General features: G+C 40.0%; 24 protein-coding genes. 23 read left to right on the forward strand and 1 reads right to left on the reverse strand.

All coding sequences use genetic code 11. From position 1 onward, the window contains the following. Positions 1–49 precede the first annotated feature (49 nt). On the reverse strand, positions 50–1,303 hold the full coding sequence (gene metK, locus HS960_RS21230; RefSeq protein ID WP_120335217.1) for a methionine adenosyltransferase: 1,254 nt from the start codon (positions 1,301–1,303) through the stop codon (positions 50–52). A gap of 304 nt (positions 1,304–1,607) precedes the next feature. On the opposite strand from metK, the gene HS960_RS21235 reads away from it, so the two are divergent. From HS960_RS21235 to HS960_RS21345, 23 genes are all read left to right on the forward strand, one after another. Then, positions 1,608–2,486: a diacylglycerol/lipid kinase family protein gene (locus HS960_RS21235; protein WP_153844508.1), complete on the forward strand. Its 879-nt coding sequence runs from the start codon at positions 1,608–1,610 to the stop codon at positions 2,484–2,486. Between the two features lie 4 nt (positions 2,487–2,490). Next, positions 2,491–2,841 (forward strand): translation initiation factor, encoded by a 351-nt coding sequence (locus HS960_RS21240; protein WP_153844507.1) that lies wholly within the window; start codon positions 2,491–2,493, stop codon positions 2,839–2,841. A 432-nt stretch (positions 2,842–3,273) separates the two neighbouring features. Beyond that, complete coding sequence (locus HS960_RS21245) at positions 3,274–4,098, forward strand: MotA/TolQ/ExbB proton channel family protein (RefSeq protein ID WP_120335215.1); 825 nt, start codon at positions 3,274–3,276, stop codon at positions 4,096–4,098. A 101-nt stretch (positions 4,099–4,199) separates the two neighbouring features. Then, positions 4,200–4,862, forward strand: a complete 663-nt coding sequence (locus HS960_RS21250) for an ExbD/TolR family protein (protein WP_075990315.1) — start codon at positions 4,200–4,202, stop codon at positions 4,860–4,862. 24 nt (positions 4,863–4,886) lie between these two features. Continuing rightward, positions 4,887–5,444, forward strand: coding sequence for an ExbD/TolR family protein (locus HS960_RS21255; RefSeq protein WP_153844506.1), 558 nt, complete (start codon positions 4,887–4,889; stop codon positions 5,442–5,444). Positions 5,445–5,475: 31 nt separating this feature from the next. After that, on the forward strand, positions 5,476–6,360 hold the full coding sequence (locus tag HS960_RS21260) for an energy transducer TonB (RefSeq protein ID WP_153844505.1): 885 nt from the start codon (positions 5,476–5,478) through the stop codon (positions 6,358–6,360). Between the two features lie 330 nt (positions 6,361–6,690). Then, complete coding sequence (locus HS960_RS21265) at positions 6,691–7,617, forward strand: PstS family phosphate ABC transporter substrate-binding protein (protein ID WP_227550073.1); 927 nt, start codon at positions 6,691–6,693, stop codon at positions 7,615–7,617. Positions 7,618–7,642: 25 nt separating this feature from the next. Then, positions 7,643–9,442, forward strand: coding sequence for a tetratricopeptide repeat protein (locus HS960_RS21270; RefSeq protein WP_153844504.1), 1,800 nt, complete (start codon positions 7,643–7,645; stop codon positions 9,440–9,442). Positions 9,443–9,561: 119 nt separating this feature from the next. Then, positions 9,562–9,936: an NADH-quinone oxidoreductase subunit A gene (locus HS960_RS21275; RefSeq protein WP_088163316.1), complete on the forward strand. Its 375-nt coding sequence runs from the start codon at positions 9,562–9,564 to the stop codon at positions 9,934–9,936. A 65-nt stretch (positions 9,937–10,001) separates the two neighbouring features. Then, positions 10,002–10,553, forward strand: a complete 552-nt coding sequence (locus tag HS960_RS21280; protein ID WP_153844503.1) for an NADH-quinone oxidoreductase subunit B — start codon at positions 10,002–10,004, stop codon at positions 10,551–10,553. After that, positions 10,554–11,051, forward strand: a complete 498-nt coding sequence (locus tag HS960_RS21285) for an NADH-quinone oxidoreductase subunit C (RefSeq protein ID WP_228280104.1) — start codon at positions 10,554–10,556, stop codon at positions 11,049–11,051. A 10-nt stretch (positions 11,052–11,061) separates the two neighbouring features. Then, positions 11,062–12,297 (forward strand): NADH-quinone oxidoreductase subunit D, encoded by a 1,236-nt coding sequence (locus HS960_RS21290; protein WP_182330600.1) that lies wholly within the window; start codon positions 11,062–11,064, stop codon positions 12,295–12,297. Beyond that, entirely contained in the window at positions 12,290–12,811 is a 522-nt protein-coding gene (locus HS960_RS21295) for an NADH-quinone oxidoreductase subunit NuoE family protein (protein ID WP_075990305.1), read from the forward strand. The genes HS960_RS21290 and HS960_RS21295 overlap by 8 nt, the downstream gene beginning before the upstream one ends. A 1-nt stretch (position 12,812) precedes the next feature. Beyond that, entirely contained in the window at positions 12,813–14,168 is a 1,356-nt protein-coding gene (nuoF, locus tag HS960_RS21300; protein WP_153844502.1) for an NADH-quinone oxidoreductase subunit NuoF, read from the forward strand. 30 nt (positions 14,169–14,198) lie between these two features. Further along, a complete protein-coding gene (locus HS960_RS21305; RefSeq protein WP_153844501.1) occupies positions 14,199–15,218 on the forward strand; it encodes a 2Fe-2S iron-sulfur cluster-binding protein in 1,020 nt (339 codons plus the stop codon). An 8-nt stretch (positions 15,219–15,226) separates the two neighbouring features. After that, positions 15,227–16,270 carry an NADH-quinone oxidoreductase subunit NuoH gene (gene nuoH, locus HS960_RS21310; protein ID WP_153844500.1) on the forward strand — a complete coding sequence of 348 codons (1,044 nt, stop codon included), beginning with the start codon at positions 15,227–15,229 and terminating at the stop codon, positions 16,268–16,270. 13 nt (positions 16,271–16,283) lie between these two features. Next, entirely contained in the window at positions 16,284–16,793 is a 510-nt protein-coding gene (locus HS960_RS21315) for a NuoI/complex I 23 kDa subunit family protein (RefSeq protein ID WP_070560982.1), read from the forward strand. An 11-nt stretch (positions 16,794–16,804) separates the two neighbouring features. After that, positions 16,805–17,302 (forward strand): NADH-quinone oxidoreductase subunit J family protein, encoded by a 498-nt coding sequence (locus tag HS960_RS21320; RefSeq protein WP_046673083.1) that lies wholly within the window; start codon positions 16,805–16,807, stop codon positions 17,300–17,302. Then, positions 17,302–17,631 carry an NADH-quinone oxidoreductase subunit NuoK gene (gene nuoK, locus HS960_RS21325; protein ID WP_153844499.1) on the forward strand — a complete coding sequence of 110 codons (330 nt, stop codon included), beginning with the start codon at positions 17,302–17,304 and terminating at the stop codon, positions 17,629–17,631. The genes HS960_RS21320 and nuoK overlap by 1 nt, the downstream gene beginning before the upstream one ends. 19 nt (positions 17,632–17,650) lie before the next feature. Further along, positions 17,651–19,573, forward strand: a complete 1,923-nt coding sequence (gene nuoL, locus HS960_RS21330; protein WP_159727570.1) for an NADH-quinone oxidoreductase subunit L — start codon at positions 17,651–17,653, stop codon at positions 19,571–19,573. Positions 19,574–19,587: 14 nt separating this feature from the next. Next, positions 19,588–21,030: a complex I subunit 4 family protein gene (locus tag HS960_RS21335; RefSeq protein WP_153844497.1), complete on the forward strand. Its 1,443-nt coding sequence runs from the start codon at positions 19,588–19,590 to the stop codon at positions 21,028–21,030. A 17-nt stretch (positions 21,031–21,047) separates the two neighbouring features. Next, the gene (locus HS960_RS21340) at positions 21,048–22,424 is read left to right on the forward strand and encodes an NADH-quinone oxidoreductase subunit N (RefSeq protein ID WP_153844496.1); all 1,377 of its coding nucleotides are present in this window, start codon (positions 21,048–21,050) and stop codon (positions 22,422–22,424) included. A gap of 126 nt (positions 22,425–22,550) precedes the next feature. Then, a complete protein-coding gene (locus tag HS960_RS21345) occupies positions 22,551–25,091 on the forward strand; it encodes a DUF5686 family protein (RefSeq protein ID WP_153844495.1) in 2,541 nt (846 codons plus the stop codon). The last annotated feature ends 5 nt before the right edge of the window (positions 25,092–25,096 follow it).

The following is a 25,096-nucleotide window of genomic DNA, read 5'->3' on the forward strand; positions in this document are numbered from 1 at the left end:
AAAGGGAGACATAATGTCCCCCTTTTATCTCTTTATGGATGTTTAGCTCTTATAAACCAAACTCTTCCTTCACTTTATCGATATAATCCAGTTTTTCCCAAGTGAAAAGTTCAACCTCAATCTGCTTTTTCTCGCCGGTTGAGCTTTCGAATTCCTTGGTTACTTTTCTTGGTGTTCTTCCCATGTGTCCATAGGCTGCAGTTTCTGAATAAATTGGATTTCTCAGACCCAGACGCGTTTCAATTCCGTATGGAGTCATATCAAATAAATGTGCGATTTTTTCGGCAATCTGGCCATCGGTCAAATTTACTTTGCTCGTTCCATAGGTATTTACATAAATTCCCATAGGATCTTTTACACCAATTGCATAGGAAATCTGTACCAGAATTTCATCTGCAACACCTGCTGCTACTAAGTTTTTGGCAATATGGCGCGTTGCGTATGCAGCTGAACGGTCTACCTTAGATGGATCTTTTCCTGAGAAAGCCCCTCCACCATGTGCACCTCGGCCGCCGTAGGTGTCGACAATGATCTTACGACCGGTAAGTCCTGTATCTCCGTGAGGTCCACCGATAACAAATTTTCCCGTTGGATTGATATGAAACTTAATTTCATCGTTAAATAACAACTGAAGTTCTGGTTTCAATTGTGCTTTAACACGTGGAATTAAGATCGTTTTGATGTCATGTGTAATTTTATCCAACATAACTTGTTCCGTATCGAAGTCGTCATGTTGTGTAGAGATTACGATTGCTTCAATTCTTTTTGGTTTGTGGTCGTCACTATACTCAAGTGTAACCTGAGATTTTGCGTCCGGGCGCAAATACTGGATTTCGTTATTTTCGCGGCGGAGCTCGGCCAACTCATAAAGTAAGCGATGCGATAGGTCCAATGCCAGAGGCATAAAATTTTCAGTCTCGTTGTTTGCATAACCGAACATGATTCCTTGGTCGCCCGCACCCTGTTCTTGTCTTGTCTTGCGGTCTACACCCTGGTTGATATCAGCAGACTGCTCGTGAATCGCCGAAAGAACGCCACAGGAGTTTGCCTCGAACATGTATTCAGATTTGGTGTAGCCAATCTTTTGGATCACCGAACGGGCTATTTTCTGAACATCGAGGTATATGTTTGATTTAACTTCCCCCGCAAGGACAACCTGTCCTGTGGTTACTAGTGTTTCAATAGCGACGCGAGAATCCTCGTCCCATGCTAAAAAATTGTCTATTAATGCATCTGAAATTTGATCCGCAATTTTGTCTGGATGCCCTTCAGAAACAGATTCTGACGTAAATAAATAAGCCATGCTTTACGTAATTTTTAATATTGGATTTGCGCTAGAATGAAATAACAGCAAAGTGATAAGAGCCGTGATAGCGAAGGGTTTTTAGCACTTTTTTACTGTGGTTGCAATCTCCTTGTCGTTGCCTTGTAACGCAACAGCACGCAAATCAGTCCACATTCTATTTTTTGTGCGACAAAGCTACAATACTTTGAGGATTATTTAAAATCAAATTTATATTTTAACTTTTAAAATCATAGGGAAGTGCGTTAATTAGTATAAAGATTACATTATTTTAAGAAATTGGTAATTTCCGCTATCTTTGGATATGTCAGAACGTAAACAAATACTGTTTGTTATTAATCCTATTTCAGGGGGGAAAAATAAAACTTCCTTTAAAAAACAAGTGCTGGATGTGCTTGATTTGCAGAAGTTTGATCCTACTTTCCAGCAGACTGCGAGACCGAACCATGCTTACGAAATTGGGCTAAAAGCGATCAAAGAAGGCTATGATGCAGTCATAGCGGTTGGTGGTGATGGGACGATCAATGAGCTAGGGTCCGCTTTGGTAGGATCTGGAATTCCATTGGGGATTATTCCTGAAGGCTCTGGCAACGGCTTGGCGCTCTACTTGGGGGTTCCAATGAATGAAGCTGCTGCGATCCGTCGGATTAATCGTTTTGAATCGATAGAGGTGGATTGTGGTGTAATTAATGATAGACGTTTTTTTAATATCGCGGGTTTGGGATTTGATGCATCTGTAAGTGAAAATTTTGCCAATGAAAATATTCGTGGACCTTTGGGGTATATGAAGTCGGTTTTTAATGTGCTCAGTAAATACCAACCTGCACATTATAAATTGACGATTGATGGAAAAATGTACGAAAGGCAAGCGTTTATGATCAGTGTAGCGAACTCTCCCCAATATGGAAATAATGCCTATATAGCGCCACAGGCTTCGGTTAACGATGGCATTTTAGATGTCTGTATCGTGCACAAATTTCCGCTTTACATTTTACCAAAGATGATTTTCCATCTTTTTAATAAATCGGCAGATCAATCCAGTTATGTCGAGATCATTCCCGGAAAGAACATACAGATCGAGATTGATAAGGTTTCACCGGTTCATGTGGATGGGGAGCCGATCGAACTTGGCGATAAATTGGATATTTCCATTATGCCAAAAGCGTTAAAGATAATTTGTTAAGATCATGAGTAAAAATAAGAAACAGTCCTATGAGGGCGTTGTATATTCAACAGATGACAGCTTCAGCTATCAGCTGGCTGATTTTTTTCAGGAAGCTGATACGTTATCTGTAAATCAGCAAAACCTAAAAGTACAGCTTGACCGGAAGATGCGGAAGGGGAAAGTTGTTACGTTGGTTACGGGGTTTGTTGGAAAAGTGGAAGACTTGGAGAATTTAGGTAAATTGTTGAAAACGAAGTGTGGAGTTGGCGGAACAGTGAAGGACGGGGAGATTATCATTCAGGGAGAGTTTAAACAAAAGATCTATGATTTGTTACTTAAAGAGGGGTATCGCGTAAAATTAGTTGGTGGTTGAACAAGTATATCAGGGATAATAGTGACAAATCTAATGAATTGTCTATTAGGCAAGTATGCTTTAGGTGTAGGATGTCTGATTGTTCAAAAACATGAGTAATCACTTACTTTTTGTCGTTTAAAATCCTTGATTTTTTTGCATATCAAAAAAAAAATGGCTTTCATTGTAAAATAATTATTGCGAATAAGCGATTTAGCATAAACTAACAATGATTATATAACGGGAACTGCTGAGAAAAATAACACTGATTAATGGTGTATTCAGTTTTAAAAACAAATTTGATTTTTTTTATATATTTAAGAGGAATATTTTAAATTTGACATTAAATATTAAATTTGCTTTGCAAAATTGGTTTCAAAAGCGAATAAGAGTGCATATAATTTAAACAACATTATATATTTAAACAACAGTAAAAAACTAAAAATTAGAAAAATGGCAAACGCACCTAAAACTGCTGCAAAACAAGAGAGCAACAACGGAGGATCTTTCTTCGCTCAAGCTGCAATCATCATCTGTTTCATCGTTGGTTTCTGTTTATGGAAATTTGTAATGGGTAACCCTACAAACTTTGTTGACAACAATAATGAAAATGCTCCAAATCCAGGTAACTATTTAGGAATGGTTTACCATGCTGGTGCTATCGTTCCTGTTTTGCTTGGTTTATTCTTAATGGTATGGGTTTTCTCCGTAGAACGTTTTATCGTTATCAACAAAGCATCTGGTACAGGTAACGTAGGGAACTTCGTTAGAAAGATCCAAACGTTAATCAATGGCGGAAACATCGATTCAGCTATCGCTGAATGTGACAAACAAAAAGGTTCAGTAGCAAATGTTGTAAAAGCTGGTTTATTGAAATACAAATCAGTATCTGCAGATCCTGAAGTAAACACTGAAAAAGCTGCTATTGCAATTCAAAAAGAAATCGAAGAAACTACAGCATTAGAAATGCCAATGTTAGAGAAAAACTTAAACGTTATCGCTACATTAGTTTCTATCGGTACATTATGTGGTCTATTGGGTACGGTAACAGGTATGATCAAAGCCTTCTCGGCATTGGCAACAGGTGGTGCTCCAGATTCAGCTAAATTGGCAAACGGTATCTCTGAGGCCTTGATCAATACAGCAACTGGTATCGCGACTTCAACATTCGCTATCGTATTGTATAACATCTTTACTGCAAAAATCGATAAATTAACTTACTCTATCGACGAAGCTGGTTTCTCAATCGTACAAACATACGCTGCAAACCACAAATAAGAACTATGATGAAAGTTTTTGATTTTATTTTATGGAAATCAAAAATTAAAAGCATCATAGGATAGAAGATTGAGTTTTTAATTTAAAAAGAAGAATTTAAAATGGGTAAAGCAAAAGTAAAAAGAGCCAGTACGTCGATCGACATGACAGCGATGTGTGACGTATCGTTCTTACTGCTTACGTTCTTCGTCTTAACGGCGACTGCGCGCCAACCGGAAGCATTGACGGTGGATACCCCAGCATCGACTACGAAAGATAAGTTACCTGATTCAAATGTGGGTATGATCACAATAGGCGATCAAGGTAAAGTTTTCTTCGGTACGACTGATCAACAAGTTCGCGTAAAAGCACTAGAAAGAATGTCAGCAAAATATGGCGTTGGCTTTTCACAAGAAGATTACGATCGTTTCAAATTGATGGAAAACTTTGGTGTACCAATGTCTAAATTGAAAGGATTATTGGCCTTGGATGGAAGTAAGCGTACAGAAAAAGGTCTGCAAACTGGTATCCCGGTTGATAGTACAGAGAATACTTCAAATGAGTTGTATTACTGGGTTCAAAATGCCCGTCTTGCAGCTGAGGAAGTAAATAAAGAAAAGGAGGCATCTGATAAAAACTTCGTGCATCCAGGACCTTTAAAGATGGCTATCAAAGCAGATGCGAATGAAAAATATCCTTCGGTTAATTTAGTTATTGAAACGTTGCGCAATCAAAAGCAAAACAAATTTAGTTTCATAACAGGCATGCGTGCTGAGGAGAAATAATTGACGATTTAATAAGAACAAACAATGGCAGAATTAAATCAGGATAGTGGTAAAAAAGGCAAAGGCGGGAAAGTAAGATCCAAGAAGAATGGCGGTAAGGTCGACCTTACGGCGATGGTGGATTTGGCATTCTTGTTGATTACCTTCTTCATGTTGACTACGTCCTTAAATAAACCGCAAGCGATGGATGTGGCTATGCCAGACAAAAATAAAATTAAGGAGCAACAAAGCGATGAATTGCTTACAGCAGATAATCGTTCACTTACAATTTTATTGGGTTCTGACAATAAAGTCTCTTGGGTGTATGGTCAAGTTGCTCGTCCGATCGAAGGTCCTACTGTTGCCGGTTATGGTGCGGATGGGATTCGTAAGGTCTTAATGGAGAAAAAGGCATATATACCTCGCGTTTCAGGCGGTAAAGACATGATCGTAATCATAAGACCTAGTGATAAATGTACACAACGTAATCTTGTTGACATTCTTGACGAGATGAAAATTGTAGACGTAAAACGCTATATGATCGGAAAGATTACTCCAGAGGAAGTGGAAGTGTTAAAACGTGACAATATCTATAATGATTAGTTATTAGATTGACACAAAAAACTAAAATAAGATGATAGGGTCAAAATTAGATATTTTTAAGAAAGAATGGCTTGACGTCGTTTTTCAAGGCCGCAATAAGGAGTACGGAGCTTATGAGCTTCGTAAGCTAGCGCCTAAAGCGACTAACAGGGGACTTCTTGTCGTTATCGGCATTGTAGTCATAGCCAGTTTCCTTAGTGTTTATGGAAGTAAGCTGTTCCCGAAGAAAGCCGTTGAGGCACCTCCAGCAGTAACTGAAGTTACTTTGGAAGACCTTGAAGAAATCAAACCACCAGAGCCTGAAGAGGAGCCGCTTCCACAAGAACCGGAAGAAAAACCTCAACAAGTGGCTATGGATGTACCGAAAGAAGATTTGGTTCGTTTCCCTGAACCTAAAGTAGCTCCTGCAAACAAAGTTGTGGAAGAAGTTGCTTCTCAGGAAGAGTTGAAAGATCCAAATAAAACGCCAGCGCGTATTACCTTGAAAGGTAGCCCAACTGGTACTTCTGTTGCACGTGGTGAATTTGGTTCGAAGAAACAAGATGGTGCAATCACTGGCGCTGCAAAAGGCGATCCAAATGGTAATGGAGATGAAATTCTTCCATTTAATGCCATTGAGGTTCAACCAATGCCTATCGGTGGTATGGCTGCATTTATGTCTTGGGTTGGTTCAAACTACGAATATCCAGCTGCTGCAACTGAAAATGGTGTAAATGGTGTCGTTGAGGTATCCTTCGTTGTAGAAAAAGATGGTAGCTTGACAGACATCAATATCAAACGCGATTTGAAATATGGTACTGGTGATGCAGCCGTAAGGTTGCTTAAGAAAGCGAAGAAATGGAAGCCTGGTATTCAAAATGGCCGTCCAGTTCGTGTAGCGTACACTTTACCAATTCGATTGAACCTTCAAAATTAGAATGACAAATTTTAATTCGAATAATAGTTCAAATTATAGACAGAAATCGCCTCTGAAGCGGTTTCTGTCTATTTTGGGACTATTTATGTTTGGCTTTTATTTTGTTTTGGGCCTTTTGATTATATTCTGGGATAATTTTCCCATTGAAATTAATCCAACTTACAAAACAATCTTTGGTGTCGTATTGATCCTGTATTCTTTTATGCGGTTTGTACGGCTTTGGCAAAATAATTTTTAATTAACTGCCCTCTTCTTTTTGGCTACAACCAATTCTCTCTTCAAAAATTAAACTATTTTTTAATTAAACTGTCTTATTTTATGATGTATCATATGAGAAAATATAAAATGGTTCTTGTGATGCTTGGCATCTGTATGGGCATTTTTGTTTCCTGTAAAAATAAAACAAAGCAAGCGAAAGAGGGCGATGATATTTTAACAGGTAAGCTACCTGTTATTGTGGATCAAACTTTGTTGCCTATTGTCCAGGAATCTGCGGATGTGTTTGAGAGCTCTTATCCAAACTCGAATTTGGAGCTTATCGCTCGTCCTGAAATTAAAGCGGTGAATGCATTGCTTGGCGATTCGGCCTATGTGGTTGTTTTGACGCGCAAGCTGACAAATGAGGAAGATAGCTACTTTAAAAAGCGAGGTATTCAACCTAAAATATTCCAAATGGCGTCGGATGCAGTTGTATTGATCAATAATCGTAACAGTGCAGATACTATAATGCCTCAAAAGGACGTTAAGTCTTTGTTGGAAGGTAACTTAGCAGGACAACGATTGATCTTTGACAACGCCAATTCAAGCACACTGCGCTATTTGAAAGATTATTTTAAATTGAACAAAATCGATCCGAAAGCTGTTTCTGCTTTGAAAGATAGTGAAGATGTGATGAAATATGTGAGCGAGAATGCGAATACAGTGGGTGTTATTGGTTATAATTGGTATTTAAAAGCAGTAGAAAAAAATTCGAATTTATTGGAGAAAATTCGTACATTGAGCATCGAAAGTGTTGGTAAGGAGGGAGAAAAGGTCAGTTTTTATCGACCGTCCCAATCGACTATCGCCGACGGCTTATATCCTTTTGTAAGACCTGTCTACATTATGAACTATCAGCCGAATATGGGCTTAGGTTTGGGCTTCAGTGCCTTTTTGACAGGAGATCGTGGACAACGTATTGTATTGAAAGCTGGATTGGTTCCTGCCACAATGCCTGGACGGGAGATCATTATTAGAGATGAAAGTTATATTAAATAGATAATAAATAGTACAAAAATAGATTATGACAAACAGTAAATTATTATTTAGTCTTTTATTGGCGGGATCTGTGGGCACAGTAAGTGCACAAAGTTTGAAAGATGCTAGAGCAGCCATCGAGGCTGAGAATTATGGTAAAGCGAAAACTATCCTTCAACAGTTAGTGACTAAGCAACCTAAGAATGGAGATAATTATTTCTATTTGGGTCAAATTTATTTGGTAAACGACAGAGCGGATTCTGCCGCTGCGATTTTCAACCAAGGTTTGGCTGCTGATCCAAAGGCTACAATCAATAATGTAGGTTTGGGCTATGTTGACTTAATGAAAAAGGATAAAGCGAGCGCTGAATCTAAATTCGCTTTGGCAACCGCAAAATTAGGTAAAAAAGATTATGAACCATTATTGGAAATCGGTCGTGCATATATAAAAACGCCTGAGCCCGATTATGCGAAAGCTTTGGAATACCTAACGCAAGCGAAAGAAAAAAACAAAAAAGATGTTGCAGTTCCTATCGCATTAGGTGATGCATACCGTGGTTTAAAAGAAGGTTCATTAGCCTATACAAGCTATGGTGAAGCGACTGATATCGATCCAAATTCAGTACAAGCGAAAGTTGGACAGGCTGTGATCGTACGTGGCGCGCAAGCATTTGATGAGGCTATCACACAATTGGAAGCTATTGCGGCGGAAACTCCGGCATACGCGCCGACTTACCGTGAATTGGCTGAAACATACAATCAATGGTCTAGATTACCGGGTACTTCTGACGAGAAATATGTCGAGTTAAATAAGAAAGGTGTTGAACAATACAAGAAATATCTTGAAGTTGCGGGTGATAATTCATTGGAAGCTAAAATCCGTTACGCCGATTTCTTGGTTTACGCGCGTCAATATGACGATTTGAAGGTAGTTTCTGAGGAATTAGCTAAAAACCCTTCTGTAGATCCAAAAATCTATCGTTATTTGGGTTATATCGCTTTCCAAAAAGCAAAGGATTATCCGAAAGCACTGGAGTACTTAAACCAGATGTTTAGCAAAATGGAAAAAGATCGTGTAATTCCATTGGATTATATGTATCTAGGTATGTCTGAGATTGCTGCAAATAGCCCAAAACCAGCAGCTGCTGGTGCGGATAGTACGGCTACTGCGGCTCCGGTATTGACAGCAGAGAATACAGCGAATATTCAAAAGGGTATTGCCGATATTAAGAAAGCAATTGATTTAGACAAAGAATTGTTGGGAGAAACAGCTGAGTTGGCATTTGCTAAATACCAAGAGCAAGAATTGCAGACAGCAGCCTCGTTATTTGAATTGGTAGCTTCTTATAAAGACAATAAGACGTATTTGTTTGATGCAAACTACTATGCTGGAGAAGCCTATTACCAAATCGGAGCTAAAGAAGATGCTGGTAGCAAGAATGAGGAACAAGTGGTAGTTAATCAAGAATTGAGAGACAAAGCAATTGCCGATTTGCTAAAAGCACAGACTTTCTTATCTGTTATTGAAACAACAGACAATAAAGAAGCACAAGATAAATATTTGATCAATGCACTTTATTATAAAGCTTTTGCTGCCTTAACCGCGGACAACTTGGAGCAACCTAAAGGTGATTTCGTGGCGCCGTTCCAAAAATTGATCGAAGCTATCAATCAACGTGGGGCACAAGAGAAGAATAAGAATTATTTGATCGATGCAAACACGTATATCGGTCTCTACTATTATGTGAAGCAAGATCTTCCTAAAGCGAAGGAAAGCTTCCAAAAAGTATTGGCAATTGATCCAACGAATGAAGCTGTTAAAGGGTACCTAGGTGCATTGAAATAAGCTTAAGTAAAATCATTCTAAATTAGGCGTAGATAGTAATATCTACGCCTTTTTTGTTTTGTTTTTTACCTTGGAATCTCTATATTTAAAGACAGTTACCAATATAAATTTTAATTGAGATGGAGCAAGCCAATAGTATGCCGATAGACTACTTGCCTATATTTATACAGCTTTTAGTAGCTGTAGGATTTGGAGTAGGTACCATAATTATTACACATCTTATCGGACCGAAAGTCCGTACAGAAAACAAGCTTGGGGCTTTTGAGTCGGGAATTGAAGTTGTCGGAAATGCCAGGCAGCCTTTCTCCATAAAATATTTTTTGGTCGCTATCCTGTTTGTCATATTTGATGTTGAAGTTATTTTCATGTATCCATGGGCAGTCAACTTCCGGGAAATGGGGCTACAGGGCTTGATCGAGATGTTTATTTTCATGGGACTGCTCTTGCTGGGCTTTATCTATGTGATCAAGAAAAAAGCATTGAGTTGGGATTAGATATTCCCGTGATGGTTGGCTCTTTGGGGTCAATGATACTTAAACCTTTATAAAATCGACTTTTCATGAGTGATATAAAATTGGCAGAAGCTCCTCCGGGAGTAGAAGGCGCAGGTTTTTTTGCGACAAGTTTGGACAAGGCCATTGGCTTAGCCCGAGCCAACTCGTTATGGCCTTTGCCCTTCGCCACATCCTGCTGTGGTATCGAGTTTATGGCAACGATGGGCTCTACTTACGATTTGGCTAGATTCGGTGCCGAGCGCCCTAGTTTTTCACCGCGTCAGGCCGATATGCTATTGGTGATGGGTACCATTGCTAAGAAAATGGCTCCGGTGTTAAAGCAGGTGTATGTGCAAATGGCTGAGCCGCGCTGGGTAATTGCTGTTGGGGCCTGTGCATCTAGTGGTGGTATTTTCGATACGTATTCTGTCTTACAAGGAATAGACGAAATCATACCGGTTGATGTGTACGTACCTGGTTGTCCTCCCCGTCCAGAAGCAATTTTGGATGGCGTGTTGCGTCTACAGGATATTGTAAAGAATGAATCATTGAACCGGAGAAATACACCCGAATACAAAGCGCTGCTTGAAAAGTACGGAATACATATAAATAAATAGATGATGGAAAACAGTTTTTTATTGGATAAGCTCCAAGGAAATTTTCCGGCACAGATTAACGAAATTCAAGATGCACACAATGTATTGACGATTGTCGTGGATACGGAAAATGTGATCGAAGTACTTCGTTTCTTGAAATCGAATAAGGAGTTGCAGTTTATCCATCTGACCGATATTACGGCGGTGCATTATCCGCATTTAGAAAAGGAATTTGCTGTCGTCTATCATATACATAGTCTCGTTCATAATATTCGAATTCGGATAAAGGTCTTTTTGCATGGACCGAATCCTGAAATTCCAACGGCAACCGTTGTTTGGAAAGGTGCGAACTGGATGGAACGTGAGACTTTTGATTTTTTTGGTGTCAATTTTATAGGGCATCCCGATTTGAGAAGGATTCTGAATGTAGATGATATGGAGGTGTTTCCAATGCGTAAGGAATATCCTTTAGAGGATCCAAATCGCGTAGATAAGAAAGATTTGTATTTCGGCCGTTAATTTATACGATATGAGCGAATTTATAAGCAAGATAACATCTAATCAGCCAGTCTTCGAAGACAACGATCCGCAAGACGAGTTGATTACCCTAAATATTGGTCCCACGCACCCCGCTACGCATGGCGTATTTCAGAACGTGGTACAAATCGATGGCGAGCGTATTGTGAGTGGCGTGTCCACGATCGGTTATATTCACCGCGCATTTGAAAAAATTGCTGAACATCGACCTTTTTATCAAATAACGCCTTTGACTGATCGTCTAAATTATTGCTCGTCTCCAATCAATAATATGGGCTGGCATATGACCGTTGAAAAACTACTCAAGATAGAGATTCCTAAGCGGGTGCAGTACATGCGTGTTATCGTCATGGAGCTTGCCCGTATTGCGGATCATATTATTTGTAATGGTATTTTGGGGGTAGATACGGGTGCTTTTTCGGGCTTTTTGTATGTGATGCAGGAACGCGAGTTTATCTATGAAATCTTTGAAGAAATCTGTGGCGCTCGTCTGACAACGAATATTGGTCGTATTGGAGGCTTCGAGCGTGATTTCAATGCTATAGCCTTTGAGAAAATACGTGAATTTCTGAAACGCTATCCTCCGGTATTGCAAGAGTTTGAAGAGTTGTTTGTTCGTAACCGCATTTTTATAGAAAGAACGTCGGGTGTTGCTGCTGTAACAGCAGAAGATGCCCTGGATTATAGCTGGTCTGGCCCTATTTTACGGGCGACAGGTGTAGATTACGATGTGCGTGTACAGAATCCTTATTGCTCGTATGAAGAATTTGATTTCGATGTACCTGTTGGCACGACAGGTGATGTATACGATCGTTTCATGGTTCGGAATGCCGAAATGTGGCAATCACTTCGGATTATTGAACAGGCATTAGAGAAAATTGAGAAAGAACCTAAAGGCGTCTTCCATGCGGAGGTGCCTGATTTCTATTTACCTCCGAAAGAACAGGTGTATACCAATATGGAGGCTCTAATTTACCATTTTAAAATCGTCATGGGTGAGGTGGACACACCAAAAGCAGAAGTCTATCATGCGGTCGAAGGTGCAAATGGCGAACTTGGTTTTTATTTGATTCACGATGGTGGACGGTCACCTTATCGTCTTCACTTTAGGAGACCTTCTTTTGTCAATTATCAGATGTTTGCACCAATGAGTGCAGGAATGCTGATTTCAGATGCCATTATAAATATGAGTAGTCTTAACGTTATAGCTGGAGAATTAGATGCTTAGTGTAAAACAACATAATGAAAATGTAACGTTTTCTCCAGAATTGTTAGCCAAGTTTGGAGAAGTGGTAAGCCGTTACCCCGAAGGAAAGCAGAAATCAGGCTTATTGCCCATTTTACATTTGGTTCAGGCGGAATACGGCTGGGTCAGCGCAGATGCGATGGATAAGGTTGCTGTTTACCTGAATATATTACCGATTGAGGTATATGAGGTGGCAACCTTCTATACCATGTTCCTGTTGCAACCTAAAGGAAAATATGTACTGGAGATTTGTCGTACCGGCCCCTGTTGTTTGGTCGGTGCAGAGCGTATCATGGGGCATTTAGAACAAAAGCTCGGTGTAAAGGAAGGGCAGGTCACAAGCGATGGGCTTTTCTCTTGGCGTGGTGTAGAATGTTTGGCTGCCTGTGGTTTTGGACCAGTCTTACAGATCGGTCCTGAATATACATTCTATGAGAATCTGACAGAAGATAAAGTCGACGAATTGATTGATAATTTAAAAGCTAAAACAGAATAATATGGCACGTAAACTTTTGTTGACTCATATCGATGTTCCTGGCATCAATACCTTTGAGGTCTATCGACAAAAAGGTGGTTATGTTGCTGTTGAAAAAGTATTAAAGACAATGTCTCCTGAGGATGTTGTCGAAGAGGTTAAGAAGTCTGGATTACGTGGCCGTGGCGGAGCCGGTTTTCCTACGGGGATGAAATGGTCCTTTTTGGCCAAACCTGAGGGGGTGCCGCGCTATTTGGTCTGTAATGCCGACGAGTCTGAACCAGGGACATTCAAAGACCGTTATCTAATGACACATATTCCGCATGCACTTATTGAGGGAATGATTGTATCCAGCTTCGCTTTGGGGGCTCACACGTCTTATATCTATGTGCGTGGAGAGATGATGCCACAGATCAGAATTCTGGAGCGTGCTATTGCTGAAGCCAAGGAAAAAGGGTTTTTGGGTAAAAATATTTTGGGTTCGGGGTATGATCTAGAGATCTATGTTCAACCGGGAGGCGGAGCGTATATATGCGGTGAGGAAACGGCTTTATTAGAGTCCTTAGAAGGTAAACGAGGTAACCCACGTATTAAACCCCCTTTTCCAGCGATAGCGGGTTTATATAACTGCCCAACAGTGGTGAATAATGTGGAGTCTATTGCAACGACAGTTCCCATTATTAATTTGGGTGGTGAAGAGTATGCTAAGATCGGTGTAGAGCGTAGTACCGGAACAAAATTAATTTCCGCTAGCGGAAATATTGTAAAACCAGGGGTCTATGAGATCGAACTCGGTCTGCCCGTTGAAGAATTTATTTACTCGGACGAATATTGTGGTGGTATTGCCAATGGGAAACGAATGAAGGCTGTCGTAGCCGGAGGTTCTTCGGTGCCTATTTTACCGGCTAATCTAATCTTGAAAACTGCTGCTGGAAATAGCCGATTGATGACTTATGAGTCATTGGCTGATGGTGGCTTCCAAACTGGTACAATGCTTGGATCAGGTGGTTTCATCGTATTTGATGAGGATCAGTGCGTGGTGCGTAATACCTGGAACTTTGCGCGATTCTACCATCATGAAAGCTGTGGTCAATGCTCGCCTTGTCGTGAAGGAACGGGTTGGATGGAGAAGGTACTGCATAAGATCGAGAGCGGTCATGGTGCTATGGAAGATATTGATTTACTGTGGGACGTTCAACGAAAAATAGAAGGGAATACGATTTGCCCATTGGGGGATGCTGCGGCATGGCCTGTGGCAGCTGCAATACGACACTTTAGGGATGAATTTGAATGGCATATCCTGCATCCGGAAGAGTCACAAACAAGAAATTATGGACTGGCACATTATGCTGATCCTTTACAACCAATAGTATCATAATAGAAGCTGTAACGATAAATTAATCATATCATGGCAGAAGCGGAAGATGTAAAGTTTAAGGTCACCATCGATGGTATACCGGTAGAGGTTGCTCCTGGGACAAGCATATTAAATGCAGCGAGACAGATCGGCGGCGATATAGTCCCTCCGGCAATGTGTTACTACTCCAAACTGGAGGGAAGTGGCGGTAAATGCCGTACCTGTTTGGTAAAAGTCTCCAAGGGATCTGAAAAGGATCCAAGACCGATGCCGAAATTGGTGGCTTCTTGTCGTACAACGGTAATGGACGGTATGGAAGTACAAAATATTACTTCGCCAGAGGTGGTGGAAGCGAGAAAAGGTGTTGTTGAAATCTTATTGATTAACCATCCCTTAGATTGTCCAATCTGCGATCAGGCTGGTGAATGTAAATTGCAGGATCTTGGATATGAACACGGCAGTGCTCATACACGCTACGAATTCAATCGACGTACCTTCGAACGCATTGATTTGGGCGATAAGATCCAATTGCATATGAACCGTTGTATCTTATGTTACCGTTGTGTTTATGTCGCAAATCAGTTGACTGACCAGCGTGTACACGGTATCTTAGGACGAGGAGATCACGCCGAGATATCGACTTATATTGAAAATGTAATCGATAACGATTTCTCCGGAAATGTTATTGATGTATGTCCTGTGGGAGCTTTGACAGATAAAACCTTCCGTTTCAAGAACAGGGTATGGTTTACGAAGCCTGTCGATGCTCATCGTGATTGTCCGACATGTTCGGGTAAGGTAACCTTATGGTATAAGGGAGAAGAGGTCATTCGGGTAACTGCTCGAAAGGATGAGTTTGGTGAAGTGGAAGAGTTTATCTGTAATACCTGTCGCTTTGATCAGAAAAAAACAAGCGATTGGGTCTTAGAGGAACCGACAGAAATAGACCGACATTCCGTCATTTCTGCCAATCACTACGAGTTATTTAATCCGCCGAAAGTTGTTAAGGAGAATCCAATGCTACAGGAACAAAATCGCGAACAGTTGGCTAGAACAGAAAAATTGAAATAATCACAAATATGGAGTGGTCTTTTGTCATAGAAAAATTAATACTGGTGTCTATTGTATTCGTTATCACCTTGGTGATCGCGATGTATTCGACACTTGCGGAACGTAAAATTGCAGGCTTTATGCAAGATCGATATGGCCCCGATCGGGCCGGTATCTTCGGAATCTTACAACCTTTATGTGACGGGGGGAAGTTTTTCTTTAAAGAGGAAATTATCCCTGCGGGCGCACACAAGGTGCTCTTTATTTTGGGGCCTACAATTGCGATTATAACGGCATGTATTAGTTCAGCCGTTATTCCTTGGGGACAGGAATTGCAGATTGGAGATCGCACAATTTCTTTGCAGGTTGCGCAGGGTATCAATGTTGGGGTGTTGTATATGTTTGGTGTGATTGCACTTGGCGTATATGGTATCATGTTGGGTGGCTGGGCCTCCAATAATAAATTCTCGCTTATGGGTGCAATTCGTGCAGCGTCACAGAGTATCAGCTATGAGATTGCAATGGGATTGTCGCTTATCGCTCTGTTGATGGTGACGCGTACCTTGACACTGGAAGAAATTGTTGCTCAACAGTCTGGTTTTGTCAATTGGAATATCTGGGCACAGCCGCTGGGTTTTATCATTTTTATGGTCTGTGCTTTTGCCGAGTGTAATCGGGTTCCGTTTGATTTGCCAGAATGTGAAACGGAGCTTGTTGGTGGTTACCATACGGAGTACTCCTCCATGAAATTGGGACTCTACATGTTTTCCGAATATATTAACATGTTCGTTTCCTCTGCATTGATGGCATCACTTTATTTTGGCGGTTATAATTTCCCTTTTATGAATGATCTGGGATGGTCGGCCAATATGATCACGATCATCGGGGTGGTTGCATTCTTCATTAAAATATTGCTGTTTATCTTTTTCTTTATGTGGGTGCGTTGGACTTTACCACGTTTCCGCTACGATCAATTGATGAATCTGGGCTGGAAGATGTTGATTCCATTGGCGATTGCCAATATTGTACTTACAGGTGTATTTACATTGATTAAAGATACTTATTTCTCATAAGAAAGGACTTTTTATGCAACTAACCAATCGTAAAAAAGTAATCGAACAAAAACCGATGACATTTTCGGAAAGAATTTACTTTCCGGCTATTATCAAAGGTTTACGCATTACATTAAGGCATTTTTTCAAGAAAATTCCAACCATTAAATATCCTGAGGAAATAAGACCTTATTCGAAAAACTTCAGAGGGCAACATTCGCTCAAACGTGATGAGGAAGGGCGTGAGCGATGTACAGCCTGTGGATTATGTGCTTTGTCCTGCCCTGCAGAGGCGATTACAATGACTGCTGCCGAGCGGAAAAAAGGTGAAGAAAATCTTTACCGCGAAGAAAAATATGCGTCGGTATATGAAATCAATATGTTGCGTTGTATTTTCTGTGGTCTATGTGAAGAGGCCTGTCCGAAAGAAGCGATTTATCTGGATGGACCGCATGTGACAGCAGATTATCTCCGTAAGGATTTTATCTATGGAAAAGATAAATTGGTAGAACCAACTTTTGATATTACCAAATTAAAGAGCTAAAACAGGAAATTATGACAGTATTTTATTTTGTAGCCTTCTTGTCTATTTTCTTTGCGCTGCTGACCATTTTTACAAAAAATCCTGTACACAGTGTACTGTATCTGGTCATTACGTTTTTTACGTTTACAATACATTATATTCTTTTGAATGCACAGTTTCTGGCTGTGGTGAATTTCATCGTATATATGGGAGCCATCATGGTTTTGTTTTTATTTGTATTGATGCTGCTCAACCTGAATAAGGATACCGAACCCATGAAATCCAACTTGGTTAAGTTTATGGGGGTTATCGCCGGCTGTTGCCTATTGGTGACTTTCTTCGGTGTATACCGCGTATTTGATATTTCTAATCCCTTGACTGTTGTTAATCCAGAAATCGGGTTGGTTAAGAATCTGGGTAAGGTGTTGTTTAACGAATTTTTGCTTCCTTTTGAGTTATCATCATTATTGTTATTGACGGCAATGATTGGAGCAATATTATTAGCTAAGAAAGAACCTAAACAAATCTAATGGAAACAGTTGTTCAACAGTTACAGGGGGTGCCAATAAATCATTATCTGATTTTTTGTGCGATTATTTTCGTTATTGGTGTTATCGGTGTTCTTATTCGCCGTAACGTCATTATTATTATGATGTCTATTGAATTGATGCTGAATGCGGTGAATCTTCTTTTAGCTGCTTTTTCCGTGCAGCATGGCGATGCGTCTGGACAGGTCTTTGTCTTCTTTATCATGGCATTGGCGGCGGCAGAAGTTGCCGTAGGCCTTGCGATTATTATTATGGTATATCGGAATACGAAGTCTGTGGATATCGATTCCTTAAATAAACTTCGTTGGTAGAACTTAAGAAATAAATACGATGAGTGAATTAGTTTGGTTGATTCCCCTTTTGCCCTTAATCGGGTTTATAGTGAACGGATTGGGTAGGAATACCTTTTCCAAAGGTATGATAGGCGCTGTTGGCAGTGCTGTAGTGCTTATTTCTTTTGTATGTAGCTGCCTTCTTTTCTCCGAAGTCTACCAAGCGAGACAAGCTGGACAAGCAGGCATCATTGAACAACATGTATTTGATTGGATTGCAGTGGGCAATCTCAAGATCGGTCTGTCCTTTTTAGTAGATCCGTTAAGTGCGATTATGCTCTTAATCGTTACGGGAATTGGTTTCCTTATCCATGTCTATTCTATTGGTTATATGCATCATGATAATGGATTTGGTAAGTTCTTCGCTTATTTGAATCTCTTTATCTTTTTTATGTTGCTATTGGTATTGGGATCCAATTACCTGGTCATGTTCATAGGCTGGGAAGGTGTAGGACTATGTTCCTATTTATTGATTGGCTTTTGGTATAAGAATAGTTCGTATGCAAATGCGGCAAAAAAAGCATTTGTGATGAATAGAATAGGAGATTTAGGTTTTCTGCTTGCGGTATTTTTAATACTTGGGACTTTTGGCTCCTTAGAATTTTCGACTGTATTTCCAGCGGCCAAGAATTTTGCTGTTGGTGATATCACAGTCGTTAGCATTACCATTTTGTTATTTATTGCTGCAACAGGTAAATCGGCGCAGATACCTTTGTTTACCTGGTTGCCAGATGCCATGGCTGGCCCGACACCCGTGTCGGCCCTGATCCATGCGGCGACGATGGTTACAGCCGGTATTTATATGATTGCACGTTCCAATGTATTGTTTATTCTTTCACCGTTTACGTTGCAGCTCATTTCTGTCATAGCTATCTGTACAGCCCTGTTAGCTGCTGCGATTGCATTGACACAAAATGATATTAAGAAAGTATTGGCTTATTCCACAGTTTCACAATTGGGCTATATGTTTCTTGGCCTCGGTGTCGGAGCATTTACTGGAGCGTTTTTCCATGTATTGACTCATGCCTTTTTCAAAGCATTACTATTCTTAGGGGCCGGATCTGTTATACATGGTATGAGTGAGGAACAGGATATGCGTAAAATGGGCGGCTTGAAGAAAGCAATGCCTATTACTTATCTGACGATGTTGATGGGGACAATCGCGATTGCAGGAATTCCGCCATTCTCTGGCTTCTTCTCCAAAGACGAAATATTGGCGGGGGCTTTTGCCGCTAGTCCGGTCTTATGGGGTTTAGGTTTTATTGGTGCATTAATGACGGCATTCTATATGTTTAGGATGCTGTTTATGACCTTTTTTGGAACATTCCGTGGTACGGAAGAGCAAAAACATCATTTGCATGAATCTCCAAAGAGTATGACAATGCCACTCATTGTATTGGCTATACTTTCTGTGGTTGGAGGTGTGATCAACTTACCAGCTGTTTTGGGTGGTAATCATTGGCTTGAGGACTTCCTGGCGCCGGTGTTCTCAGAGGGAAAAGCAATAATGCCTGCAACTCATCATTTGGAACACAGTACTGAATATTTATTAATGGCTGTTTCTGTTGTTGGAGTATTGATTATGGTTGCTTTAGCCTTTAACAAGTATGTTAAACGACAACAGTTACCTGAAGCGGGAGAAGGTACCAGAAGTTTCTTGGCGAATCTATCTTACAATAAGTTTTACGTGGATGAACTTTATGATAGCATCATTGTACGTCCCATCAATTGGCTCTCGTCTTTCTTCGGGAATGTTGTGGATCAACGTGGCATTGACGGTGTTGTTAATGGTGCCGGGAAAGCAACATTTGATACAGGAAAAGTATTGCGTTTGCTCCAGAATGGTAATGTTGGTTTTTATTTATTGATGATGGTAATTGGGGTGATTGCCATTTTCATCTATGGATTGTTGAGTCTTTAATTTTGGTGTAATCGATGGATAACTTGTTTTTACTTATTTTATTGCCGTTAATAAGCGCATTGATTCTAACGTTTTTAAAGACCAATGCTGCAAAGTCTATTGCCTTGATTTTATCATTACTGTCTTTGGCTTTGACTATTCCTTTCCTTTGTACTTTTGACGCAAATGGCGGAATGCAATTTGAACAAAATTGGCTATGGATTTCTTCATTGCATATTCATTTTCATATCGGCGTTGATGGAATTAGCTTGCCGCTGATATTATTGACGAATGGACTGATGCCTTTAATTATTGCTACAACCTTTAAGAAGGATTATAAAGGAAACTTTTATGCATTAATGGCTTTTATGCAAGCGGGCTTATTGCTCGTATTTATGGCCTTGGATGCGTTTACTTTTTATGTGGGTTGGGAGATTGCCTTGATTCCGATTTATTTTATTTGTGCACTTTGGGGTGAAGGAGATCGTATTCGCGTAAATTTGAAATTCTTTATTTATACTTTTTTGGGGAGCCTTTTGATGTTGATCGGTATTCTTTATCTCTATCAACAAGTACCCAATCGTGATTTTGAATGGACTTCATTTATAGCATTAGATTTGGGGGAAAATACGCAGAGATGGTTATTTTGGGCTTTTTTTGTTGCTTTCGCCATCAAAATACCAATTTTTCCTTTTCATACCTGGCAACCCAATACGTATACAAACGCACCTGCAGCAGGTACGATGTTGTTGGCGGGTATCATGCTCAAAATGGGGGTTTATGGTTTAATGCGTTGGCTATTGCCTATTGCACCGGCTGGTGTTGCTCTATACGGACATTTTGCAATGATCTTATGCGTTATTGGGATCGTTTATGCTTCCATTATTGCAATTAAACAAGATGATGTGAAGCGATTGATCGCATATTCATCAATAGCCCACGTTGGCTTAATTAGTGCTGGTGTCTTCACATGGAATACGAATGGCCTGAGTGGAGCAACTATTCAAATGTTAAATCACGGTATTTCTGTGATAGGGCTTTTTTATGTGTTGGATATTATACAGCAACGCACACAGACACGTAGTCTCACTGAGCTCGGCGGAATAGCAAGCAAGGCGCCTCGGTTGGCCATCTTCTTTATGATTATTTGTATGGGAGCAGTGGGGTTACCATTAACGAATGGATTTATTGGTGAGTTTTTATTATTGAAAGGCGTCTTTCAATATGGATTTTGGTTTGCGGTTTTCGCGGGTTTAACCTTAATTCTGGGTGCAGTTTATATCCTTAGGCTTTATCAAGGAACGATGCTGGGAGAAACGACCGAAAGAACTATACAATTTGAAGATGTAAAAGGAACGGAACTTATTGTATTGACAGTGGTCTCCGTATTGATCCTTTATATTGGTATATTCCCTAATTTCCTATTGAACCTTTCTGCAGGTTCTGTGGAAGTTTTAAGTACATTTTTAGGCAGATAATAGATATATTTAATTGTATGGGTGCAATAATTACACTTTCGATATTAGCATTAGTCGTCCTTTATCTTGGTTTATTCAAGATGAAATCTATGCTGCTGCCTGTTTCTATTCTTGGCTTCTTGGTCGCTATTGGTTTCTTATGGAATGACTGGACTTCTACCAGCGGACCTCTCTATAGTGGGATGGTTCATTTTGATCATTATGCTATTGCTTTCTCGATCTTATGTATCGCGGTTACCTTGTGCATCTTTGTAATATCAAAGGGATATTTCGATGAGGAGGGACAAATTGCGGAGTATTATTCGTTATTGATTTTCTCCCTCACAGGTGCTGTTCTTGTGAATAGTTATCATAATTTTTCAATGCTTTTTTTAGGTATTGAAATTATGTCTGTAGCGCTTTATATTTTGGTCGGTATACGTAAAAGAGACAAAGCATCAAATGAAGCGGCATTAAAGTACTTTTTGATGGGAGCTTTCTCTACCGGGTTTCTGCTGTTTGGTATTGCCCTGTTATACGGTGCTACAGGATCATTTGATTTAGGTGAAATCAAAGACTATGTTGTCAATAACCCGCAGGCAATTTCGCCTTTGTTTTATGGAGGTATATTGCTCCTCATTGTGGGACTGACGTTCAAGGTGGGGGCTGTTCCCTTTCATTTCTGGACACCAGATGTTTATGATGGAGCTCCGATACTGATTACGAGTTATATGAGTACGGTCGTTAAAGTTGCTTCTTTTGCTGGATTGTTACGTTTATTCAGTTATAGTCTATTGCCTTTACAAGATTTTTGGACTCCGGTTTTCTTAGTGATCGCCATTCTTACCTTATTTGTTGGAAATATTTCTGCATTAATGCAGTCTTCCTTCAAACGCATGCTTGCCTATTCAAGTGTTTCGCATGCTGGGTATATGTTATTTGCGATTGTAGCAGTTGGGGCTACTTCGGCTAATAGTATCTTTGCTTATGGCCTTGCCTATTCACTGGCAACCATTGTTGCCTTTACGGGATTGATCCTTGTCAAGAAAACGACTGGCTCCGAGCATTTTGAAGCTTTTAATGGCTTGGGCAAACGAAATCCTTTGCTCGCATTTGCCATCACGATAGCCATGCTTTCTCTTGCGGGAATACCACTGACAGCTGGATTTATCGGTAAGTTTATGATGTTTTCTTCTGTTATGGAAAATTATCATATTGTTTTGCTCGTATTGGCGGTAATCAATGCAGGCATTGCCGTGTATTACTACTTAAAAGTTGTCGTTGCGATGTACTTTAGAGACAGTGACGAATCCTGTGTCAATGTGCAGTGGAATTATTCATTGGTATTATTCCTTGCCGTAATGCTTACAATCTTAATTGGGGTATATCCAGACTGCCTTTTAAAATTAATATAAAGTTTCTGTTAAAATACTTGTTGTTTATTAGAGCATGGCGATTTCGCTGTGCTTTTTTTATTTTTATTGGTATAACTCTTGCATACAAATTGTATATTGTAAAAAAGAAATCCTATCAAATTGCAGATGGCGTTTAAAGTGTGTGTTAAATCTTTTTCGATTCATGTTTTATGTGTGTTACTTTTCTTCGTTATCTGCGGACAAGTAATTGCACAGGACTTTATTCGTGGAAAGGTTGTTGATGCACAAACAGGCAAGGGCATTTCAAGGGTTTCAATCAACTGGCTTGGGGAAGATAGTGGTGGTAGTAGTGATACCCTTGGGTATTTTAAGATTCTAGATATCAAGAAATACAGACAACTTGTATTTGGAGCAGTGGGGTATGAGCGGCGGACGGTGGATGTTCGTCGTTTACAAGATTCTATGCTGACGGTGCATTTAATTGCCTCGAATAATACATTAGAGGAGGTCGTGGTCAATCGAAAAAACAAAAAGCCTAAAGATCCAGCTATTGCACTGATCGAACAGGTGATAGCGCATCGACCACAAAATCATTATACCCGAATACCTGAAATTCGTTTTGACGAATACGAGAAGACGCAATTTGGTTTTGTCAATCCTGAGGATAAAGCGAAAAAATTTCCGAAACCATTCCGATTCCTCTTTGAAAATGTCGATTCTACAGCTTTTCGGGGGCAGACCATAGCACCCTTTTATTTGGAAGAAAACTATGCTAATATCTATTCGTCCCATAATCCAGATCGGAGTAAGAAGATTGTCATTAGCCACAATCAGACCGAATTAAATCCACGTTTTTTTAACAATGATAATTGGCAGACACGGTTTCAGACGATACTCCGTGATGTTGATCTCTATGATAATACAATTCAGATCACAAACAAAGGGGTCTTAAGCCCTATTGCAGCCGGTGCCACGGCATTTTATAAATACAAAATTCAAGATACGATTAAGATAGAGGGGAAGGATTATATTGAGCTCCATTTTGAAGGTAAATCGGAAATTGATCTGCTCTTCTATGGTGATCTACTAATCTCAGATGATACAAGGTATGCCGTTCATCGCGCGACATTGAATATCGGACGTACTGCAAATATCAATTGGATAAATGACGTGCAGATAGATCTCAGCTATAGCGAATTTAAAAACGGTAGCATGCTTCCCGTTCATGCAGACCTGAAAATGTTATTTGGCGGGAGCAAGTCGGATGTATTGTATGGGCGCAGGGAAACCCAATACTTAGGACATCGCACCGATTCTATTTCGAATGAGAATTTTGCGGGTGTACCTGTTGAAAAAAGGTATCTCCTCCAGTCCGCACCGCATGTACCCATAGGAGGGGTCAGACCAAGCCCATTAAGCCATGCTGAATTAGGGGCATATCAAAAAGTTGATTCGGTACAGAATATGCGTTCTTTTAATCAGTTAGTAGCATTGGGCTATTTATTGGCAAAGGGGTATTATAATGCCGGGAAAGTTGAGTTTGGTCCTCTGGAATATCTTTATAGCCGTAATAATTACGAAGGGAATCGTTTTAGGATGAGTGGTCGAACAACACGGTTGTTTTCGGAAAAGGCCTACATTGAAGGATACACAGCCTATGGCGATAAAGACAAAGCGCTAAAATACTACTTGAGTACGGCATTTACTTTAAATGGAGAACGTATTGTTCAGTTTCCGGCAAATTATTTGCGCTTTACCGTACAGCACGACGTTATGGAACCGGGGCGAGGTTTGGGTTTTTTAAAAGGAGATGGTTTCTTCCGTTCTTTTGGGAAAAACAGACCGAATAAATGGCAGTTTAATGATATCTATCGTATCGATCATCTGATCGAATTTGGGAACCATATTAGTGTAGGAACGGCATTTACACATACCCGCAGACAACCTCGCGGTGATTTGTTTTATATCAATAGTCTACCTTTACCGGATACAATCCGCCAAGTAAATACAAATGATCTACAGCTAATTTTGCGTTGGGCTCCGAATGAAGAATTTACTTATCATAATCTCGACAGGGGAACAGTAGAAAATAAATATCCCATTTTTACCCTGCAATATAATAAAGGCCTGAAAGGATTTTGGGGGGCAGATTATAGTTATGATGCGTTGCGGTTCAGTGTGTTCAAACGATTGTTCTTATCGCCAGCAGGACAGGCTGATTTTGAATTCTCAGGCGGGAGAATTTGGGGGAAACACCTGCCTTATACCTTACTGGAACTTCCAGAAGTCACTAAAGATAAGCAGGGCCCGTTGGTGAATTTTGACTTGATGGCTACCTCGGAATTTGTTTCAGACCAGTTTTTGAAATTGACTTATTACCACAATTGGAATGGTTTCTTTTTTAATAGAATTCCTTTGTTCAGACGGTTAAAGTGGCGTGAAGTAACAGGATTCAAGGCGTTTTATGGAAAGTTAAGCGATGCCAACAATCCCTTTGTTACGCCCGAAAATATTCAGTTTGAAGCGGACAAGGATGGTATTATTCAAACAAAAGCAGTGCGAAATAAACCTTATGTAGAAGGACTTGTGGGGGTGGATAATATCTTTAAATTGATTAGATTAGAGTATAAAAAGAGATTAAGCTATAAAGGCGGTGAAGGAGTTCCTTCTGATACTTTTACGGCATCCTTACATTTTAATTTTTAGCAATT

The organism is Sphingobacterium paramultivorum, assembly GCF_014109745.1.
Lineage (GTDB): Bacteria > Bacteroidota > Bacteroidia > Sphingobacteriales > Sphingobacteriaceae > Sphingobacterium > Sphingobacterium paramultivorum.

Bases quoted from the DNA above. Each gene is read 5' to 3' on its own strand.
- HS960_RS21250 (WP_075990315.1), top strand. From the start codon at position 4,200: ATGGGTAAAGCAAAAGTAAAAAGAGCCAGTACGTCGATCGACATGACA.
- nuoH (WP_153844500.1), top strand. From the start codon at position 15,227: ATGGAGTGGTCTTTTGTCATAGAAAAATTAATACTGGTGTCTATTGTA.
- HS960_RS21235 (WP_153844508.1), top strand. From the start codon at position 1,608: ATGTCAGAACGTAAACAAATACTGTTTGTTATTAATCCTATTTCAGGG.
- HS960_RS21335 (WP_153844497.1), top strand. From the start codon at position 19,588: ATGGATAACTTGTTTTTACTTATTTTATTGCCGTTAATAAGCGCATTG.
- HS960_RS21290 (WP_182330600.1), top strand. From the start codon at position 11,062: ATGAGCGAATTTATAAGCAAGATAACATCTAATCAGCCAGTCTTCGAA.
- HS960_RS21345 (WP_153844495.1), top strand. From the start codon at position 22,551: ATGGCGTTTAAAGTGTGTGTTAAATCTTTTTCGATTCATGTTTTATGT.
- HS960_RS21265 (WP_227550073.1), top strand. From the start codon at position 6,691: ATGAGAAAATATAAAATGGTTCTTGTGATGCTTGGCATCTGTATGGGC.
- HS960_RS21320 (WP_046673083.1), top strand. From the start codon at position 16,805: ATGACAGTATTTTATTTTGTAGCCTTCTTGTCTATTTTCTTTGCGCTG.
- HS960_RS21280 (WP_153844503.1), top strand. From the start codon at position 10,002: ATGAGTGATATAAAATTGGCAGAAGCTCCTCCGGGAGTAGAAGGCGCA.
- HS960_RS21260 (WP_153844505.1), top strand. From the start codon at position 5,476: ATGATAGGGTCAAAATTAGATATTTTTAAGAAAGAATGGCTTGACGTC.
- HS960_RS21285 (WP_228280104.1), top strand. From the start codon at position 10,554: ATGATGGAAAACAGTTTTTTATTGGATAAGCTCCAAGGAAATTTTCCG.
- HS960_RS21255 (WP_153844506.1), top strand. From the start codon at position 4,887: ATGGCAGAATTAAATCAGGATAGTGGTAAAAAAGGCAAAGGCGGGAAA.
- metK (WP_120335217.1), bottom strand. From the start codon at position 1,303: ATGGCTTATTTATTTACGTCAGAATCTGTTTCTGAAGGGCATCCAGAC.
- HS960_RS21270 (WP_153844504.1), top strand. From the start codon at position 7,643: ATGACAAACAGTAAATTATTATTTAGTCTTTTATTGGCGGGATCTGTG.
- nuoK (WP_153844499.1), top strand. From the start codon at position 17,302: ATGGAAACAGTTGTTCAACAGTTACAGGGGGTGCCAATAAATCATTAT.
- HS960_RS21315 (WP_070560982.1), top strand. From the start codon at position 16,284: ATGCAACTAACCAATCGTAAAAAAGTAATCGAACAAAAACCGATGACA.
- HS960_RS21305 (WP_153844501.1), top strand. From the start codon at position 14,199: ATGGCAGAAGCGGAAGATGTAAAGTTTAAGGTCACCATCGATGGTATA.
- HS960_RS21240 (WP_153844507.1), top strand. From the start codon at position 2,491: ATGAGTAAAAATAAGAAACAGTCCTATGAGGGCGTTGTATATTCAACA.
- HS960_RS21295 (WP_075990305.1), top strand. From the start codon at position 12,290: ATGCTTAGTGTAAAACAACATAATGAAAATGTAACGTTTTCTCCAGAA.
- HS960_RS21340 (WP_153844496.1), top strand. From the start codon at position 21,048: ATGGGTGCAATAATTACACTTTCGATATTAGCATTAGTCGTCCTTTAT.
- nuoL (WP_159727570.1), top strand. From the start codon at position 17,651: ATGAGTGAATTAGTTTGGTTGATTCCCCTTTTGCCCTTAATCGGGTTT.
- HS960_RS21275 (WP_088163316.1), top strand. From the start codon at position 9,562: ATGGAGCAAGCCAATAGTATGCCGATAGACTACTTGCCTATATTTATA.
- HS960_RS21245 (WP_120335215.1), top strand. From the start codon at position 3,274: ATGGCAAACGCACCTAAAACTGCTGCAAAACAAGAGAGCAACAACGGA.
- nuoF (WP_153844502.1), top strand. From the start codon at position 12,813: ATGGCACGTAAACTTTTGTTGACTCATATCGATGTTCCTGGCATCAAT.